The sequence below is a fragment of the Halomonas ramblicola genome, from assembly GCF_030409215.1.
GTDB lineage: Bacteria > Pseudomonadota > Gammaproteobacteria > Pseudomonadales > Halomonadaceae > Halomonas > Halomonas ramblicola.
The window spans coordinates 16754-31844 of record NZ_JAUFPL010000008.1; the positions used below are offsets into that span (position 1 = coordinate 16754).

Annotated in this window: 15 protein-coding genes and 1 rRNA gene; 9 read left to right on the forward strand and 7 right to left on the reverse strand. The window is 70.5% G+C overall.

From position 1 onward, the window contains the following. Positions 1-68 precede the first annotated feature (68 nt). Together QWY80_RS01670 and slyA are read left to right on the forward strand one after the other, a co-directional pair. Positions 69-1322, forward strand: coding sequence for a DUF5924 family protein (locus QWY80_RS01670; protein WP_435389211.1), 1254 nt, complete (start codon positions 69-71; stop codon positions 1320-1322). A gap of 65 nt (positions 1323-1387) precedes the next feature. Continuing rightward, the gene (gene slyA / locus QWY80_RS01675; RefSeq protein WP_290228936.1) at positions 1388-1837 is read left to right on the forward strand and encodes a transcriptional regulator SlyA; all 450 of its coding nucleotides are present in this window, start codon (positions 1388-1390) and stop codon (positions 1835-1837) included. A 16-nt stretch (positions 1838-1853) separates the two neighbouring features. On the opposite strand, the gene QWY80_RS01680 is transcribed toward slyA, so the two are convergent. Beyond that, positions 1854-2393 (reverse strand): preprotein translocase subunit YajC, encoded by a 540-nt coding sequence (locus QWY80_RS01680; RefSeq protein WP_290228937.1) that lies wholly within the window; start codon positions 2391-2393, stop codon positions 1854-1856. Positions 2394-2512: 119 nt separating this feature from the next. Between QWY80_RS01680 and QWY80_RS01685 the strand changes: the two genes are divergently transcribed. After that, positions 2513-2965, forward strand: coding sequence for a universal stress protein (locus tag QWY80_RS01685; protein WP_290228938.1), 453 nt, complete (start codon positions 2513-2515; stop codon positions 2963-2965). Positions 2966-3166: 201 nt separating this feature from the next. Here the strand turns inward: QWY80_RS01685 and QWY80_RS01690 are convergent, their stop codons facing one another. Beyond that, the gene (locus QWY80_RS01690; RefSeq protein ID WP_290228940.1) at positions 3167-5125 is read right to left on the reverse strand and encodes an ATP-binding cassette domain-containing protein; all 1959 of its coding nucleotides are present in this window, start codon (positions 5123-5125) and stop codon (positions 3167-3169) included. A gap of 121 nt (positions 5126-5246) precedes the next feature. On the opposite strand from QWY80_RS01690, the gene QWY80_RS01695 reads away from it, so the two are divergent. Together QWY80_RS01695 and QWY80_RS01700 are read left to right on the forward strand one after the other, a co-directional pair. Then, a complete protein-coding gene (locus QWY80_RS01695) occupies positions 5247-6137 on the forward strand; it encodes a TatD family hydrolase (RefSeq protein ID WP_290228941.1) in 891 nt (296 codons plus the stop codon). A gap of 20 nt (positions 6138-6157) precedes the next feature. Further along, positions 6158-6640 (forward strand): hypothetical protein, encoded by a 483-nt coding sequence (locus tag QWY80_RS01700; protein WP_290228942.1) that lies wholly within the window; start codon positions 6158-6160, stop codon positions 6638-6640. Positions 6641-6647: 7 nt separating this feature from the next. Here QWY80_RS01700 and QWY80_RS01705 read toward each other — a convergent pair whose 3' ends face one another. Together QWY80_RS01705 and QWY80_RS01710 are read right to left on the reverse strand one after the other, a co-directional pair. After that, positions 6648-8861 carry a thiamine pyrophosphate-dependent enzyme gene (locus QWY80_RS01705; RefSeq protein ID WP_290228943.1) on the reverse strand — a complete coding sequence of 738 codons (2214 nt, stop codon included), beginning with the start codon at positions 8859-8861 and terminating at the stop codon, positions 6648-6650. Positions 8862-8907: 46 nt separating this feature from the next. Further along, a complete protein-coding gene (locus QWY80_RS01710) occupies positions 8908-9474 on the reverse strand; it encodes an elongation factor P hydroxylase (RefSeq protein WP_290228944.1) in 567 nt (188 codons plus the stop codon). 106 nt (positions 9475-9580) lie between these two features. Between QWY80_RS01710 and QWY80_RS01715 the strand changes: the two genes are divergently transcribed. The 3 genes from QWY80_RS01715 to QWY80_RS01725 all read left to right on the forward strand — a co-directional run bounded on the left by QWY80_RS01715 (position 9581) and on the right by QWY80_RS01725 (position 12930). Then, positions 9581-11047: an MATE family efflux transporter gene (locus tag QWY80_RS01715; protein WP_290228945.1), complete on the forward strand. Its 1467-nt coding sequence runs from the start codon at positions 9581-9583 to the stop codon at positions 11045-11047. Then, positions 11019-12077, forward strand: coding sequence for a DUF3080 family protein (locus tag QWY80_RS01720; protein WP_290228946.1), 1059 nt, complete (start codon positions 11019-11021; stop codon positions 12075-12077). The genes QWY80_RS01715 and QWY80_RS01720 overlap by 29 nt, the downstream gene beginning before the upstream one ends. Positions 12078-12198: 121 nt before the next feature. Continuing rightward, positions 12199-12930, forward strand: coding sequence for a hypothetical protein (locus QWY80_RS01725; RefSeq protein WP_290228947.1), 732 nt, complete (start codon positions 12199-12201; stop codon positions 12928-12930). On the opposite strand, the gene tusA is transcribed toward QWY80_RS01725, so the two are convergent. Then, positions 12927-13166 (reverse strand): sulfurtransferase TusA, encoded by a 240-nt coding sequence (gene tusA / locus QWY80_RS01730; RefSeq protein WP_290228948.1) that lies wholly within the window; start codon positions 13164-13166, stop codon positions 12927-12929. The genes QWY80_RS01725 and tusA overlap by 4 nt on opposite strands. A gap of 42 nt (positions 13167-13208) precedes the next feature. On the opposite strand from tusA, the gene QWY80_RS01735 reads away from it, so the two are divergent. After that, the gene (locus tag QWY80_RS01735) at positions 13209-13499 is read left to right on the forward strand and encodes an antibiotic biosynthesis monooxygenase family protein (protein ID WP_290228949.1); all 291 of its coding nucleotides are present in this window, start codon (positions 13209-13211) and stop codon (positions 13497-13499) included. 27 nt (positions 13500-13526) lie between these two features. Here QWY80_RS01735 and rlmM read toward each other — a convergent pair whose 3' ends face one another. Both rlmM and rrf read right to left on the reverse strand, forming a co-directional pair. Next, positions 13527-14594, reverse strand: a complete 1068-nt coding sequence (rlmM, locus tag QWY80_RS01740; protein WP_290228950.1) for a 23S rRNA (cytidine(2498)-2'-O)-methyltransferase RlmM — start codon at positions 14592-14594, stop codon at positions 13527-13529. A 226-nt stretch (positions 14595-14820) separates the two neighbouring features. Beyond that, positions 14821-14936, reverse strand: a 5S ribosomal RNA gene (gene rrf, locus QWY80_RS01745). Positions 14937-15091 lie beyond the last annotated feature (155 nt).

The following is a 15091-nucleotide window of genomic DNA, read 5'->3' on the forward strand; positions in this document are numbered from 1 at the left end:
AGTCTCCCGTCGGCATGCGGCGACTCCTAGGCAGCGCTGGCGGCTGCTAGGATGCGCGGACGCCAATCATGAGCCTAGCCGAAACGCCCATGCCCACCCCGCCCGAGACTCCGCCTTCCGACCCGACCGCCCCCAGCCGACTGCAGGACCTGCAGCGCCGCATCGAGGTGGCGATCCAGTGGCTGCGCCCCTGGAGCTGGCTGTGGCCGCCGGCCGCCTTCGCCGCGGGCCTGGGCAGCTTCTTCCTGGTGGAGCGCCAGCAGTGGCTGGGCGCCCTGCTGGCACTGGGCATGCTCGGCGCCTGGCTGCTGCTGCTCTCCGAGAGCCTGATCGGCCGCCTGCTGGCACGCCGCGGCTACCCCACCCTGCCCCGCGGCGCCACCCAGTTCATCGCCCAGATGATCCACCAGGAGACGCTGTTCTTCTGCCTGCCCTTCCTGCTGGCCACCACGGTGTGGACCAGCGGCCAGGCGCTGTTCACCCTGCTGATCATCGCGCTGGCGGTGCTCTCCATCCTCGACCCGCTCTACTACCGGCTGGCGGGGCGCCTGCGCTGGCTCTACTTCGCCTTCCACGCCCAGTGCGTCTTCCTGGTGGTACTGGTGACCCTGCCCACCCTGCTGCACCTGACCACGGCACAGAGCCTGCAACTCGCCCTGGCGGCGATGATGGTGTTCAGCCTGCCGAGCCTGTTGCACCTCACCACCGGCGAGCGCGGCCGCCGCTGGCTGATGGTGCTGACCCTGCTGCCGCTGCTGGCCGGCCTGGCCTGGGTGGGCCGCGTCTGGGTGCCGCCGGCCAGCCTGTGGATCACCGCCACGGCGCTGTCGCCCGGTTTCGACGACGCGGCACGCGAACCCAGCGGCGAACTGCGCCTGACGCCGGAAGCGCTCGCCGAGCGGGGGCTCTATGCCTACACGGCGATCCATGCCCCGCGAGGGCTGCGCGAGGAGGTCTTCCACGTCTGGCGACACGAGGGGGAAGAGGTAGACCGTATCGCCCTGACCATCGAGGGTGGCCGGGAGGCGGGCTACCGGGCCTGGAGCCACAAGCAGAACTTCCCGGAGGCACTCGCCGGCCGCTGGCGCATCGACGTGATGACCGATGGTGGCCAACGCATCGGCGTGCTGCGCTTCCGGGTGGCGGAGGGCGAGGCGGCCAGCCTGGCCGACGGCCGCGAGCGGCGCCCGGCGGGCCTGCCGGGGCTGGCCTGGCGCCATCTGGTGCCGGACCGCGCGCAGGACGCCGAGACACCCGCCCCAGCCGCTGTCAACGCCCCGGAGGAGCCGGAGGCGACAACTGCTGCGGAAAGCGAACGATAAGCCGGCTTGCATTCCACGCCCAGGGTTCCGACAATCCACTTTATTTCCACGGACCCTGCCGCGCCATGCACGAGAACATCGGTTTCCAGCTTAGCCGGCTGCCACGCCTGTGGCGCGCCATCATCGACGAACGCCTCGCGCCCCTGGGGCTGACCCAGACCCGCTGGGTCACGCTCTATCACCTGTGGCGGCTCGGCGACGGCCAGCCCCAGTGCGACCTGGCCCGCGCCATCGGCGTCGAGGCCCCCTCCCTGGTGCGTACCTTGGACCAGCTTTCCGAACAGGGCCTGGTGGAGCGCCGCCCCTGCGATCAGGATCGCCGCACCAAGCGCGTCTACCTCACCCAGGAGGCCGCCCCCCTGCTGGAGCGCATCGACGCCGTGGTCCGCGAGGCCCGCGGCGAGATGCTCGCCGGCCTGAACGACGCCGAGGTCGCCCAGCTCGCCGAGTTGCTGTCACGCATCGAGGGCAATGGCCTGGCCATCCAGGCCCGCGACGCCGAGACGGCCGACTAACCGTCGGCGGCGTCGATCACGCCCCCGGCGGCTGCCCCGGCGGGGGGGACGGGGCAGCCGCCGGATCGTCGGGGCGTCCCGCCAGGCCGTCGCGCAGGGCGACGAAATCCTCCAGGTAGGTCGAGAAGCGCGCGAAGTCCTGGGACTCCCCCCACCACAGGGTCAGGGCCCGCGCGTCGGATTCCACCACCAGCGCGTCCTGGGGCAGGCGCTCCAGCAGGCGCTTGAGGCGGGCTGTCAGGTCGTCCGGCAAGGGGCGCAGCGGCTCGTGGCGCCAGCGCCAGTCGTGGGCGAAGGGCTTGAGCGCCTCGGCGGCATGGCTGTCGCGTACCAGCACGAAGTCCGGCCCCGGGCGCTGCTGGGGGTAATGCCAGCGATAGGCCGGCATGGCGGTCGTGGCGCCGTGCAGCGGCGGGGTCTGCAGCGACACCTTCAGGCCGGTCTTCATGGCGGCATTGCGCAGCGCGGCCACGCGCTTCTGGCGCGGGCTCGGCTTGAGCCACATCACCGGGGATATCACCAGCAGCATGGCCAGCAGGATGAACAGCCAGGTCATGGGTTTCTCCGTTTCGCGTTGATGCGTGATCCTTGATATGGGTCGTTGTCTTGCCGGGCCAGGCGTCCTAGAGTGAAGGCATCCCATCCCCAGGCCGGAAACCTGTCGAGGAGCCTTCCATGAGCAACGAATACCGTCACGTCCTGGTCGCCGTCGATCTGACCAAGGACTCCCACAAGGTGCTGGAGCGGGCGGCCCAGATCGCCGACCGCAACCATGCCAGGCTCTCCATCCTGCACACCCTGGAGCCGCTGGGCTTCGCCTACGGCGGCGACATCCCCATGGACCTCACCAGCATCCAGGACCAGCTCGACGAGCACGCCAAGCAGCGCCTCGCCGAGATCGCCGACCCGCTGGTGGCCAAGGAGGACCAGCACGTGCTGGTGGGCATGCCCGACACCGAGATCCACCGCTTCGCCGAGGAGTACGACGTCGACCTGATCGTGGTCGGCTCCCATGGCCGCCACGGCTTCGCCCTGCTGCTGGGCTCCACCTCCACCGGGGTGCTGCACGGCGCGCGCTGCGACGTGCTCGCCGTGCGGGTCGGCAAGAAGGGCGAATCCGACGAGTAGGCCCGACCCCGCCTTTGGGCCTACGCAGAGCGGCATGAAGTCGCACCGTAGGAGGGAAACTTGCTGCGCGACTGGCGCCATCAGGCGCCCGGCGGTGTTAGCCACGCGGGTGGCCGCCGCCGGGGAGGCCTGCGGCCTCCATCGCCCAACGAGTTGGCCTCCTACACAAAACCCGCACGCTGATCCGAGAAGGGCTCTTTCCTAGCCCTCCCCGGCGGCCAGCGCCTCCAACTCCATCCACCGCTCCATGGCGGCGTCCAGCTCCGCCTGCTTGTCGGCGAGCGCCTCCAGCGTGCGGGTCACGGTATCGGCGTCCTGCTGGTAGAAGGCCGGGTCGCCCGCCTGCGCCTCGAAGGCCGCCACCTCCGCTTCCAGGCGCTCGATCTCCGCCGGCAGGCCGTCCAGCTCGCGCTGCAGCTTGTAGGAGAGCTTGGCGGCCCGTTTCGCTCCTTGCTTGCCCCCCGCTGAAGGCTCCCCCGCCGGGGGCGCCTGCACCGCCGACGGGTTCGCCTCCTCGCCGGCCGCTGCCGCGGGCTCGGCATGCTGGCGCGCCGCGCCCTCCCAGGGCGCCGGCGGCAAGCGGCCGCCCTGGCGCACCCAGTCGCTGTAGCCGCCCACGTACTCGCGCACCCGGCCCTCGCCCTCGAAGGCCAGCACGCTGGTCACCACGTTGTCCATGAAGGCGCGGTCGTGGGAGACCAGCAGCAGGGTGCCGTCGAAGTCGAGCAGCAGCTCCTCGAGCAGCTCCAGGGTCTCGACGTCCAGGTCGTTGGTGGGCTCGTCGAGCACCAGGACGTTGGCCGGCTGGGTGAACAGCTTGGCCAGCAGCAGGCGGTTGGACTCGCCCCCGGAGAGCGCCTTGACCGGCTGGCGGGCGCGCTCCGGGGAGAACAGGAAGTCCTGCAGGTAGCTCATGACGTGGCGGTCGCGACCGCCCACGCTGACCCGGTCGCTGCCCTGGGCGACGTTGTCGTAGACCGTCTTCTCGGGCTCCAGACCACCGCGCAGCTGGTCGAAGTAGGCCACCTGCAGCTTGGTGCCCAGGCGCACCGTCCCCTGGGTCGGCTCCATCTCGCCGAGCAGGATCTTGAGCAATGTGGTCTTGCCGGCGCCGTTGCGCCCGATCAGGCCGATGCGGTCGCCGCGCTGCACCTCGATGGAGAAGTCGCGGATCACCGTCTCGTCGCCGAAGCATTGGGTGACCCCCTTGAGTTCCACCACCCGCTTGCCGCTGCGCTCGCCGGTGTCCACGTTGAGGTTGGCGGTGCCCTGGCGCTCGCGGCGCTGGCTGCGCTCGCGACGCATCTGCTCCAGCGCCCTCACCCGCCCTTCGTTACGGGTGCGTCGGGCCTTGATGCCCTGGCGGATCCATGCCTCCTCCTGGGCGAGCTTCTTGTCGAACTCGGCGTTCTCGCGGGCCTCCACCTCCAGTTCGTGGGTCTTCTGTTCCTGGTAGCGGGCATAGTCGCCGGGATAGCGACCGAGCCGGCCACGGTCGAGCTCGAGAATCGCCGTGGCCAGCTTCGACAGGAAGGCGCGGTCGTGGGTGATGAACAGCACGGCGCCGTTGAAGGCGGCCAACTGCTCCTCCAGCCAGGCGATGGTATCCAGGTCCAGGTGGTTGGTGGGCTCGTCGAGCAGCAGCAGATCGGGCTCGGCCACCAGCGCCCGGGCCAGCGCCACGCGACGCCGCCAGCCGCCGGAGAGCGCGGCCATCTCGGCGTCGGCGGGCAAGCCGAGCCGGGTCAGCACCACGTCGATACGCTGGTGGAAGGACCAGCCATCGATGGCCTCGAGCCGCGACTGCAGCGCGGAGAGCCGTCGCATGTCCGGCTCCGCCTCGCCGATCAGATGGTGGTACTCGGAGAGCAGCTCGCCGGCCTCGGGCAGGCCGCCGGCCACCACGTCGAAGATGGTCTGGCCGTCGGCCTGGGGCAGCGCCTGGGCCAGCACGCCGATCTTGAGTCCCGGCGCGCGCCAGATACTGCCGCCATCGGGCTGCGTCTCGCCGGCCACCAGGCGCAGCAGCGTCGACTTGCCGGTGCCGTTGCGCCCCACCAGGGCCAGACGTTCGCCCTTCTCCAGCACCAGGTCGGCGCCGTCGAGCAGCACATGGTTGCCATAGGCCAGTTGCAGCTGTTCCAGACGTAGCAGGGTCACGCGGGTACCTCTCTCGATCGTGAAGGCGCCCAGTGTAACGCAAGCGAGTCCCGGCGTGGCCGCCGCCGGGCTCCGCCGGGTACAATTCGCCTCCCTGGCAGCCCGACACAGGAGTTACGGCTTGGCGGACCCCCACGATACCTTCGACGACTTCCTGCCCGAGGCGCTGCGCTTCACCTCGTCCGCCCCGCTGGTGGACATCGGCGCCAACCTCACCCACGCGAGCTTCGCCCACGACCTCGAGGCGGTGCTGGGGCGCGCTCGGGCGGCCAACGTCACCACCCTGATCCTCACCGGTACCGACCGCGAGCACGCCGAGCAGGCGGTCGAGCTGGCGCGGCGTTACCCCGGCCTGCATGCCACCGCCGGGATCCATCCCCATGATGCCAGCGACTGGAACGCCGACCTGGAAGCGGCGATGCGCGACCTGCATCACCTTCCCGAGGTGGTGGCGGTAGGCGAGTGCGGGCTCGACTTCAACCGCAACTTCTCCACCCCCGCCGAGCAGGAGCGCGCCTTCGAGGCCCAGCTGGGCCTCGCCGCGGAGAGCGACAAGCCGCTGTTCGTCCACGAGCGCGATGCCGGAGGCCGCATGCGCGAGGTGCTCAAGCACTGGCGCGACGACATCCGTGACGCCGTGGTGCACTGTTTCACCGCCGACCGCGAGACCCTGCACGGCTACCTGGATCTCGACCTGCACATCGGCCTGACCGGCTGGCTGTGCGACGAGCGCCGTGGCCACCACCTGCGCGAGTTGGTGGGCGAGATCCCGGCGCAGCGATTGATGGTGGAGACCGACTGCCCCTACCTGCTGCCGCGCAATTTACCTGCCAAACTCAAGGGGAGGCGTCACGAGCCGGCGCTGCTGCCCTGGATCGTGCGCGAGATCGCCCACTGGCGCGGTGAGACGGCGGCGGAACTGGCCCGGACCACCACGGCGACCGCCCGCGCCTTCTTCCGGCTCCCGGACGCTGCCACCGGTGATCCGGCCGGGCCCGACGCCAGGCAATGAACAACACGAGGATACCCGACATGGCCGACGTACCCGGCTTCATCGCCGTGGAGACCGGCGAGGACGATGGACTGCCGCTCGCCGTCGCCTGGACCCTGCCCGACGGGCGCGTCAAGCACACCCTGATCCAGCCCGACGAGACGTGGCTGGACGCCGAGCTGGTGTCGCTCGGCGACTACAGCCTGGAGGAGCTCAACAGCATGGGCGTGAGCCCCCTGGACGTGATCCGCGAACTGGAGAACGACCACTTCAGCGCCACCCTCTACACCGCCGGCGTCAGTGACGACGAGGCGGCCCTCTCGCGGCTCTTCGACACCTACGGCCTGGATCCCTTCGTGGAGCTGGCCCCTGCCGAGGTCCTCTATGACGACCTGCCCCCCGGGGAGTGGTCGCGCTCCCGGGGCGAGCTGTTCGGCGAACTGGGGCTGGAACCGCTGCGCCCCGAGCACGAGGTGGAGGTGATGCTGCGCCTCCACCAGCGTATCTGCAACGGCGAGGCCTGAGCCGCCGTCAGGCCGTCCCCAGCAGTGTCCGGGCGCGGGCGACGATCCCCGCCACCGACGGCAGAGTGGCGGTGGCCGCCGGCCCCAGCGGAATGAAGCTTTCCTCGGCGGTGAGCCGCGCCAGGCGTTCACCGGCCACGCCGCGCTCCATCAGGGCGGTGACCAGTTCCTCGCTGGGCGAACCCGAGCGCCGGCACTCGTCCACCACCAGCACCCGCGCGCAGTCGGCCACCGCCCCGTGCACGGCGTCGTGGTCGATGGCGGTGAGCCAGCGCAGATCGATGATGCGCGGCGCGATGCCCGATGCCTCGAGTTCGGCCGCGGCCTGCCGCGCCAGGTAGACGCCGTTGCCGTAGGTGACGATGGCCAGGTCGCGCCCCTCCCCCCAGCGGCCGAGCTCCCCCACCGGCAGGCGGTATTCGGGCCCCGGGTCGGCGAAGCCCCAGCCGCCGTCGCCCTCCGCCAGCAGGTCGCGGGTGTGGTAGCGGGCGATGGGCTCGAGGAACACCACCACCCGCTGCTCCTCGTCGGCCAGGCGCACCGCCTCCTGCAGCAGCCCCACGCCGTCGGCGGCGTTGGAAGGACAGGCCACCAGCAAGCCGGGGATGTCGCGCAGCACGGCGATGGCGTTGTCGTTGTGGAAGTGGCCGCCGAAGCCCTTCTGGTAGCCCAGGCCGGCGATGCGCACCACCATGGGGTTGGCGTACTGGCCGTTGGAGAAGAAGCTCAGGGTGGCCGCCTCGCCGCGCAGCTGGTCCTCGGCGTTGTGCAGGTAGGCAAGGAACTGGATCTCGAGGATCGGCAGCAGGCCGTTCTGGCCCAGGCCGATGCCCAGCCCCAGGATGGTCTGCTCGTCGAGCAGGGTATCGATCACCCGCTGGGCGCCGAAGCGCGCCGCGAGCTTCTGGGTCACCCCGTAGACGCCGCCCTTGCGGCCGATGTCCTCGCCGGCCAGCACCGCCTGGGGATAGCGCTCCAGCAGTCGCGCCAGCGCCTGGTTGAGGCCCCGGGCCAGGGTCACCGGCGTCGGGTCGAGCTCGCTTCTCTCCATCCCCTGCCCGGGGCGGGCGCGCCCCGCGCGCCGCGGCGGCACGATGCTGGCCATCACCTGGGCGGCCGTCTCCAGCCGGGGCCGGCGCACGGCCTCCTCGGCCAGGCGCGCCACCTCGGCGCCGATGGTGCGGTAGCGCTCGGCGATGGCATCGCGCCCCAGCGCCCCATGGCGACGCAGCAGGCCGGCACTGAACAGCAGGGGGTCGCGCGCCTCGTCCGCCGCGATGCGCTCCGGCGACAGGTAGGCCTGCTGGGCATCGGAGCCGGCATGGCCGAACAGCCGCACGCAGCGCATGTGCAGGAACACCGGCCGGCGCCGCCGGCGAGCGATGGCCTCGGCCTCCCGGGCCGCCCGCCAGGTGTCCAGCAGGTCGAGGCCGTCACAGGCCAGGTAGTGGATTCCCGGACGCGCGCCCATGCTGGCCTCGATCCAGCCCGGCGGCGTGGGCACCGAGATGCCCAGACCGTTGTCCTCGCAGACCAGCACCAGTGGTACGGGCAGCCCCTGGAAGGCCGCCCAGCCGGCGGCGTTGATCGCCCCCTGGGCGGTGGAGTGGTTGAGGGAGGCATCGCCGAAGCCGCACAGTACCACGCCGTCGGCGGGCCATTCGCCGGCCACGCCGAGTCGCCCGGCCAGCCCCAGGCCATGGGCGGCACCGACCGCCTTGGGCAGGTGAGAGGCGATGGTGCTGGTCTGGGGTGGCACGTTGAGCGCCTTCGAGCCCAGCACCTTGTGGCGCCCGCCGGAGATGGGGTCCTCGCGGGAGGCCACGAAGCTCAGCAGCAGGTCCCAGAGCGGTGCCTGCCCGGGTACCTGGCGGGCGCGCTCGATCAGGAAGGCGGCGTCGCGGTAGTGCAGGAAGGCGGGATCGGTGACCCGGAAGGCCCGGGCGATGGCCGCGCTGCCCTCGTGGCCGGCGCTGCCGATGGTGTAGAAGCCCTCGCCGCGGGCCTGCAGACGACGGGCGTGCAGGTCCAGGTGGCGGCTCATCAACTGGGACTCGAACAGCGCCACCAGGGCCGCGGCGTCGAGTCCCACCGCCTCGGGGGTCAGGCGGGCGGGAGGAGGCGGCCAGTCATCGCGGTGCAGGGCGTCGAGGAAGCGGGCTTCCTGGGGCAGGGGCTCGGGCAGGTCGACCACGGCGGCAGGCTCCGGGGGATGGGACATGGCTCCATCCTAGCCCAGGCCTGCGTCGGCTGGCGCCGCGCGCCTCTCACGCTTCGAGGGCCGGCTGCGCCTCCAGACGACGGCGCCCGGCGGCGAGGGCCTCTTCCAGGCGCTGACCCTCGGCGTAGAAGGCGGCCAGGGCGGTGCGGAAGGCCGCGGCACGACGCGGCAGCCCCTCGCGCGCGTAGCGGGCGGCGCGGGCCTCGACCCGGGCGCGGAAGGCCTCGCGATCCACCTCGACCTCGCCGCCCAGGTTGTCGACGCTGACGTGGAAGCGCAGACCGCAGGCCCGCGAGAACAGCAGCTCCAGCGCCTGGGGCGCCACCTCCACGGCCTCGAAGTCGCACTGCTGGGCGGCGTCGCGGCCGTCGGGCAGGTACCAGTAGCCATAGTCCTCCAGTTGGCGCCGCCGCTCGCCGGCGATGCACCAGTGGCTGATCTCATGCAGCGCGCTGGCGAAGAAGCCACGGGCGAAGATCACCCGGTGCCAGGGGCTCTCGGCGTCGGCCGGGAGGTAGAGCGGCTCGTCGTCGCCGCGTACCAGCCGGGTGGCGAAGGTGTCCTGGAAGAGGCCGTCGAACAGGGCGATGACGTCGTCGAGTCGATGGGGCACGCGCGCTCCGCAATGGTGGATGGGGGCGGCATTATAGCGGCCCGCCGGGGCGCGCGAAAATCGCCCGGCCTTGCTAGGATGATCGGTTCCCCGGAACCTCGTCTGCATGGAGCGCACGACCTTGTCCAGCCTGACCGCCACCCTTCTCGACACCGCCCGCCGCGAGACCCGCCCGCTGCTCGTCCTGGCCCTGCCGATCTGCGGTGCCCAATTGGCCCAGGTCGGCATGAGCGTGGTGGACGTGATGATGACCGGGCGGCTCGGCGCCACCGACCTGGCCGCCGTCTCGGTGGGCTCGAGCCTGTGGCTGCCGTTGATGCTGTTCATGGCCGGCACCCTGATGGGACTCACGCCCATCGTCGCCCAGTTGCTGGGCGCCCGACGCCTCGCCGAGATCCGCCCCAACGTCCATCAGGCGCTGTGGGTCGCCCTGGTGCTGGGGATCGTCGCCGCGGCCCTGCTGTGGCTGGCGGTCGGCCCGGTCTTCCGATTGATGGAGGTGCCCGAGGAGGTCGCCCGCCGCTCGGCGGCCTATCTCGCCGCGGTGGCCTTCGGCATGCCGGGCGTGGCGCTGTTCCAGGCGCTGCGCGCCTTCTCCGACGGCATGAACCACACCCGGCCGTCGCTGTGGATCAGCCTGGTGGGCCTGGCGGTGAACGTGCCCAGCAATTTCGTGCTGATCTACGGCGGGGACGGGCTCGTCGGACTCTTCGGCGACTGGCTGCCGGGCTGGCTCCAGGAGCTGCCGGCCCTCGGGGCCCTGGGCTGCGGCATCGCCACGGCGCTCTCCATGTGGGTGATGAGCCTGAGCATGGCGCTCTATACCCACCGATCGACGGCCTACGGCGAGGTATCGCTGTGGCACTCCCCCGCGCCGCCGCGTCCGCGGATGATCGGCGAGCTGCTCTACGTGGGGGTCCCCATCGGCGTGGCGATCTTCGTCGAGGTGACGCTGTTCACCCTGATCGCCCTGTTCATCGCCAGCCTCGGCGAGGTGACCGTGGCCGCCCATCAGGTCGCGCTCAACTACACCTCCATCCTGTTCATGCTGCCGCTCTCCCTGGCCATGGCGCTCACGGTCCGGGTCGGCAACACCCTGGGCCAGGGGCGCCCGGTCCAGGCGCGGCGGGTCGCCTGGCACGGCACCGCCTTCAGCGTGCTGGTCGCCCTGCTCAACAGCCTGCTGCTATGGCTCACCGCCGAGCCGGTGATCGGCCTCTATACCCATGACATGGCGGTGCAACGCCTGGCGCTCTCGCTGATCCTATTGGCCATGATCTACCAGGTCTCCGATTCGCTGCAGGTCAACCTGGCCGGCGCCCTGCGCGGCTACAAGGACACCCGCATCATCATGGCCATCACCCTGGTCTCCTACTGGCTGGTGGGGCTGGCCGGCGGCCACTGGCTGGGGACCCGCGGGCTCTTCGGCCTGGTCGCGCCGATGGGGGTCCATGGCTACTGGGTGGGGTTGATCGTCGGCCTCACGGCCGCGGCGGTGCTGCTCGGTGAACGACTGCGGCGCATCGGCAAGGCGGTGGTGGCCCATGGCGGGCGTGAAGCGGCGCGCCAGTAGCGCCGGGCTGGCGGCGCTGCTGGCGGCCTGCGGCGGTGGCCAGGAGAGCGACGCCGTGCTGATCGACTATCAGCGCGACCTGGCTGCGCGACTGGCACTCGAGGCCCCCGAGCCCCGCTCCCCCGACAATGTCGGCGCCTTCCCCGAGCGCCGCGAGCGGCTGGTGGAGATCCCCGAGACCCGCGAGGGCATGCTCGACGTCTACGCCCTGCGCGAGTGCCGTATCACCACCCTGGTGGCCAAACGCAACAGCGCCCTGGGGCGGGTCGCGCCGGCGAGCCAGCACTGGCGCTACGAGCTCGAGCTGTGGCAGCGGCTCGACGCCTGCCTCGACGGCGAGGTGGCCGAACGCCTGGCCGACGACGACCGCGCCCGGCTCGAACGGCTCACCGCCACCAAGCGCGAGCAGCTCCCCCGGGCGACCTGGAACGGCCTGTTCGGCTCGGAGGAGTGGTCGCAGAGCTTCTCGCGGGTCAGCTCGCCCCTGCCGCCGGACCGCCTGGGCCCACCCGAGGAGCAGCTGGCGGCCCTCGACTACCTCGAGACACTCAGCCGAGCGCCCTTCGACGAAACGACGCCGCTGCCCGAGCTCGAGCGGCTGGAGGATCACCTGCAGGCCCTCAACGCGCGCCCCTACACCGCCGAGTTGCTGCGCACCCTCCAGCTCGCCGAGCAGCGCCTGGGCGAGGCCAGCACCCTGCTCGACCGCGCCCTGGCGCGGCACGATGGCTGCCAGGCCCGCGACGTCTCGGCCCGCCTCGATGCCTCCGCCGAGGAGGAACGGCTGGCGGCCTGGCTGGAAGCGCTGGAGGCGGCCGGCCTGGCCTGGCTCGAAGGCCTCTCGCCGCTCTTCGACACCCTGGAGGCCCCTCCCGAGGCAGTGGCCGGCTACCGCCATGAGTGGCTCTCCCTGGAACATGCCGAGGCGCCCCTGCCCGCCTTCCGGGACGCCCTGTCGCGACACCGGACGCTGCGGCAGACGCTGGCCGAACGCTGCCCCCGGGAGGACAAGACGTCATCCGGGGCTTAACCTGCCGGGTCGACTGTGCTATTGGTGGTCCAAGAGTGACGACGCAGTGCGCTTCCGTCCGGCCCGGGGAGCCTGCCGCCCGGCGCCGATCCCGTGATCACGCAGCACGTGGAGGGACACCATGGGAATCCCGCTGTCACCCCGCCCCGCCCGGGTCATCGACCTGGAAACCATGCGCCAGCGTCAGCAGGCCAGGCGTCGCCTGATCCGCCTGGCGCCCGAACTGGATGGCCTGGAGATGGTGTATCGCCTCGCCGCCAGCCCCGACACCCTGTACGGCATGCCGCTGCTGGCCTGGGGCCTGCGCGAGGATCGCGAGGTGGTCGGCCTGGTCCCCTGGATGGAGGCCCTCACCCCCTGCCATCGCCTCGACGATGACGAGCACGGCAGCTTCGTCGGCTATCGCGATCCCGAGACCGAGGAACTCTTCGAGGTGGCGCCGGAGCACAAGGTACTGGAACTCGAGCACGCCGCGGCCTACTTCGACTACGAGGAAACCGACCAGGTCACCCTGATCCAGCAGCTCCCCGAGACCCAGGGCACCCATGCCCTGTGCATGGACGAAGGTGACGCGCCCTGGCAGCTCAAGCAGGTATTCGGCTGGCGGCTCTACAGCGACGGCTCGGTAGAGGCGCTGCTCGCCGACGAGCGGCAGGTGGAGAGCACACCCATCCTGCCCGGCGACCCCTGCCTGTATCCCGGCCACAGCCGCCACCGGGTGGTCTACTTCTTCCAGCGCCAGATCGCCAATCGCATCCGTCGGGAGGACCCGGCCACCCTCGAGGCGCTGGCCCTGATGGTCATGCCGGAGTCCCCGACCTGCGAACCGGCCGAGGAGGCGGGACAAGATTAGCCCAAGCGGATAAAGTAGAGGTAGCTGCCGTCGAGCTCCTGTCGGTGAATCAGCTCATGGCCCAGGAATTGGCAGAACTTCGGCACATCCCGCGTGGTGGCCGGATCGCTGGCAATCACCTTGAGCACCTCGCCGGCGCCCATGTCGCGCACCTTGTTGTGCATCAGCATGATCGGCTCGGGGCAGTAGAGTCCGGTGGTGTCGAGCTCGGCGTGGAAGTCGGGGGTATCCGCCATCGAAGGCCTCGTGGTTGCTAACAGTCAGTCGGAGCATGCTAGATGATCAAGATCATTATCGAACGCCGCATCATGCCGGGCCTCGAAGAGGAGTACGAGGAGGCCGCGCGAGCAGCCATGCGTGAGTCCCTGGGCGCGCGCGGCTTCGTCGGCGGCGAGAGCCTCGTCGAGCTCGGCCACAGCGATCGGCGTCTGATGATAACCAAGTGGCGCGACATGCGCGCCTGGAAGGAATGGTACACCAGCGAGGAGCGCGCCCGGGCCATGCAGCGCCTGATGCCGCTGCTCACCGAGGAAGAGCGTATCCGCATCTACGAACCGACCACCCACTGATTCCCGGCATCGGGCCGGGTCAGGGTATCAGTCGCGCAACCGTACGTGCACCGTCACCTCCTCACGGTCGTGATAGAGGTGGCGGCAACCGATCTCCGCGCTCACGTGCACCCCTGCCAGGGCTTCCTCCAGGTGTTGCAGGCAGGCCGCCACCTCGGGCCAACGCCGCTTCATCGGCAGCTTGAGGTTGAACACCGCCTCCCGGCACCAGCGCCGCACCAGCCAGCGCTCCACCATCGCCACCACCCGTGCCGGCTTGTCGACGATGTCACACACCAGCCAGTCGAGCCGGTAAGGCGGCTCCCAGGTGAAGCCGTCCTCCCTGAGATGCTCCACCAGGCCGCTGGCCATCAGGACCTTGTCCATGGGCCCGTTGTCGATGGCGTAGACGTGCATGCCGCGGTGAACCAGTTGCCAGGTCCAGCCACCGGGCGCCGCCCCCAGATCGGCCGCCTGCATACCCTCGCCCAAACGGCTCCCCCACTGGTCACGCGGCACGAACTCGTGCCACGCCTCCTCCAGCTTGAGGGTCGAGCGGCTGGGCGCCTCGCGCGGAGAGCGCAGCCGGCGGATGCCGCCGGGCAGTTCGCTGCGATTGTCCGGAAAGCTCATGCCCAACTGGACCCGATCCCCGGCACTCCACAGCAGGTGCAGGCGTCGTCCGCCCGCCTTGCGGCGCAGGGCCTTGCGCTTCCGGAGCAGCGACTCCAGGGGACGCCCCAGCGCCTTGGTCAGGCTGGCCAGGGCCTTGCCCTCATTGGTATCCGGCGTCTCCTGCCAGAGGCTCTCGAAGCTCCAGCCACTGGCCACGACCCGCTCGACGATGGGCGTCAGCCGGTCCTCGCGGGAAGGCGTCAGCGGCGGCAGCGCCACCAGGCTCTGTCGGGCGAACACCAGCGAGGCCAGCGGCATGGCGCGATGCAGGGGGTTGACCGCCTCCCCTCCCGCAACACGGAAACGGATGAAGCCGGCATCGGTTTCGTAATGGGCCTCGCCAGCCCATCCGGCCTGCGCGGCCTTGTCGCCGACTTCCGCCGCCAGGTCGTGCTCGAACCCCGGTCGGCAGTAGAGCAGCAGTTCGCTTGGAGTCGTCATGTCACCTTCGTCCAGATCATCCGTCGACGTGCCGACATTGTACCCGTCTCGCCCCGAGACTCACCCACCGCCCGGTCCCGAAACGCAAAAACCCCCCGAGCTCGCAAGAACTCGGGGGTTTCTGAATGAGCGCCTGACGATGACTGGGCCGGCCTCCCGGGACTCTCCATGGAGAAGCTCCCAAACGAGAACACCCCGACCAGTTGGCCGGGGTGTCGGAAGAGGTGCCTGACGATGACCTACTCTCGCATGGAGAAACTCCACACTACCATCGGCGCTGAGCGGTTTCACTGCTGAGTTCGGCATGGGATCAGGTGGGGCACGCTCGCTATGGTCGTCAGGCGAAAAACGCCAATATGAATCATGCCGACCGAGCCGCCTCGCGTACCCGGCGTCGTCTGCATCCCGCAGACCCCTTGGGTGTTATATGGTCAAGCCTCACGGGCCATTAGTACCGGTTAGCTCAACGCCTTGCAGCGCGTCCACACCCGGCCTAT

Coding starts and splice junctions, on each gene's coding strand:
- QWY80_RS01670 (WP_435389211.1), top strand. CDS start 69: ATGAGCCTAGCCGAAACGCCCATGCCCACCCCGCCCGAGACTCCGCCT.
- QWY80_RS01715 (WP_290228945.1), top strand. CDS start 9,581: ATGGAGCGCACGACCTTGTCCAGCCTGACCGCCACCCTTCTCGACACC.
- rlmM (WP_290228950.1), bottom strand. CDS start 14,594: ATGACGACTCCAAGCGAACTGCTGCTCTACTGCCGACCGGGGTTCGAG.
- QWY80_RS01720 (WP_290228946.1), top strand. CDS start 11,019: ATGGCGGGCGTGAAGCGGCGCGCCAGTAGCGCCGGGCTGGCGGCGCTG.
- QWY80_RS01705 (WP_290228943.1), bottom strand. CDS start 8,861: ATGTCCCATCCCCCGGAGCCTGCCGCCGTGGTCGACCTGCCCGAGCCC.
- QWY80_RS01725 (WP_290228947.1), top strand. CDS start 12,199: ATGGGAATCCCGCTGTCACCCCGCCCCGCCCGGGTCATCGACCTGGAA.
- QWY80_RS01680 (WP_290228937.1), bottom strand. CDS start 2,393: ATGACCTGGCTGTTCATCCTGCTGGCCATGCTGCTGGTGATATCCCCG.
- QWY80_RS01700 (WP_290228942.1), top strand. CDS start 6,158: ATGGCCGACGTACCCGGCTTCATCGCCGTGGAGACCGGCGAGGACGAT.
- slyA (WP_290228936.1), top strand. CDS start 1,388: ATGCACGAGAACATCGGTTTCCAGCTTAGCCGGCTGCCACGCCTGTGG.
- QWY80_RS01685 (WP_290228938.1), top strand. CDS start 2,513: ATGAGCAACGAATACCGTCACGTCCTGGTCGCCGTCGATCTGACCAAG.
- QWY80_RS01735 (WP_290228949.1), top strand. CDS start 13,209: ATGATCAAGATCATTATCGAACGCCGCATCATGCCGGGCCTCGAAGAG.
- tusA (WP_290228948.1), bottom strand. CDS start 13,166: ATGGCGGATACCCCCGACTTCCACGCCGAGCTCGACACCACCGGACTC.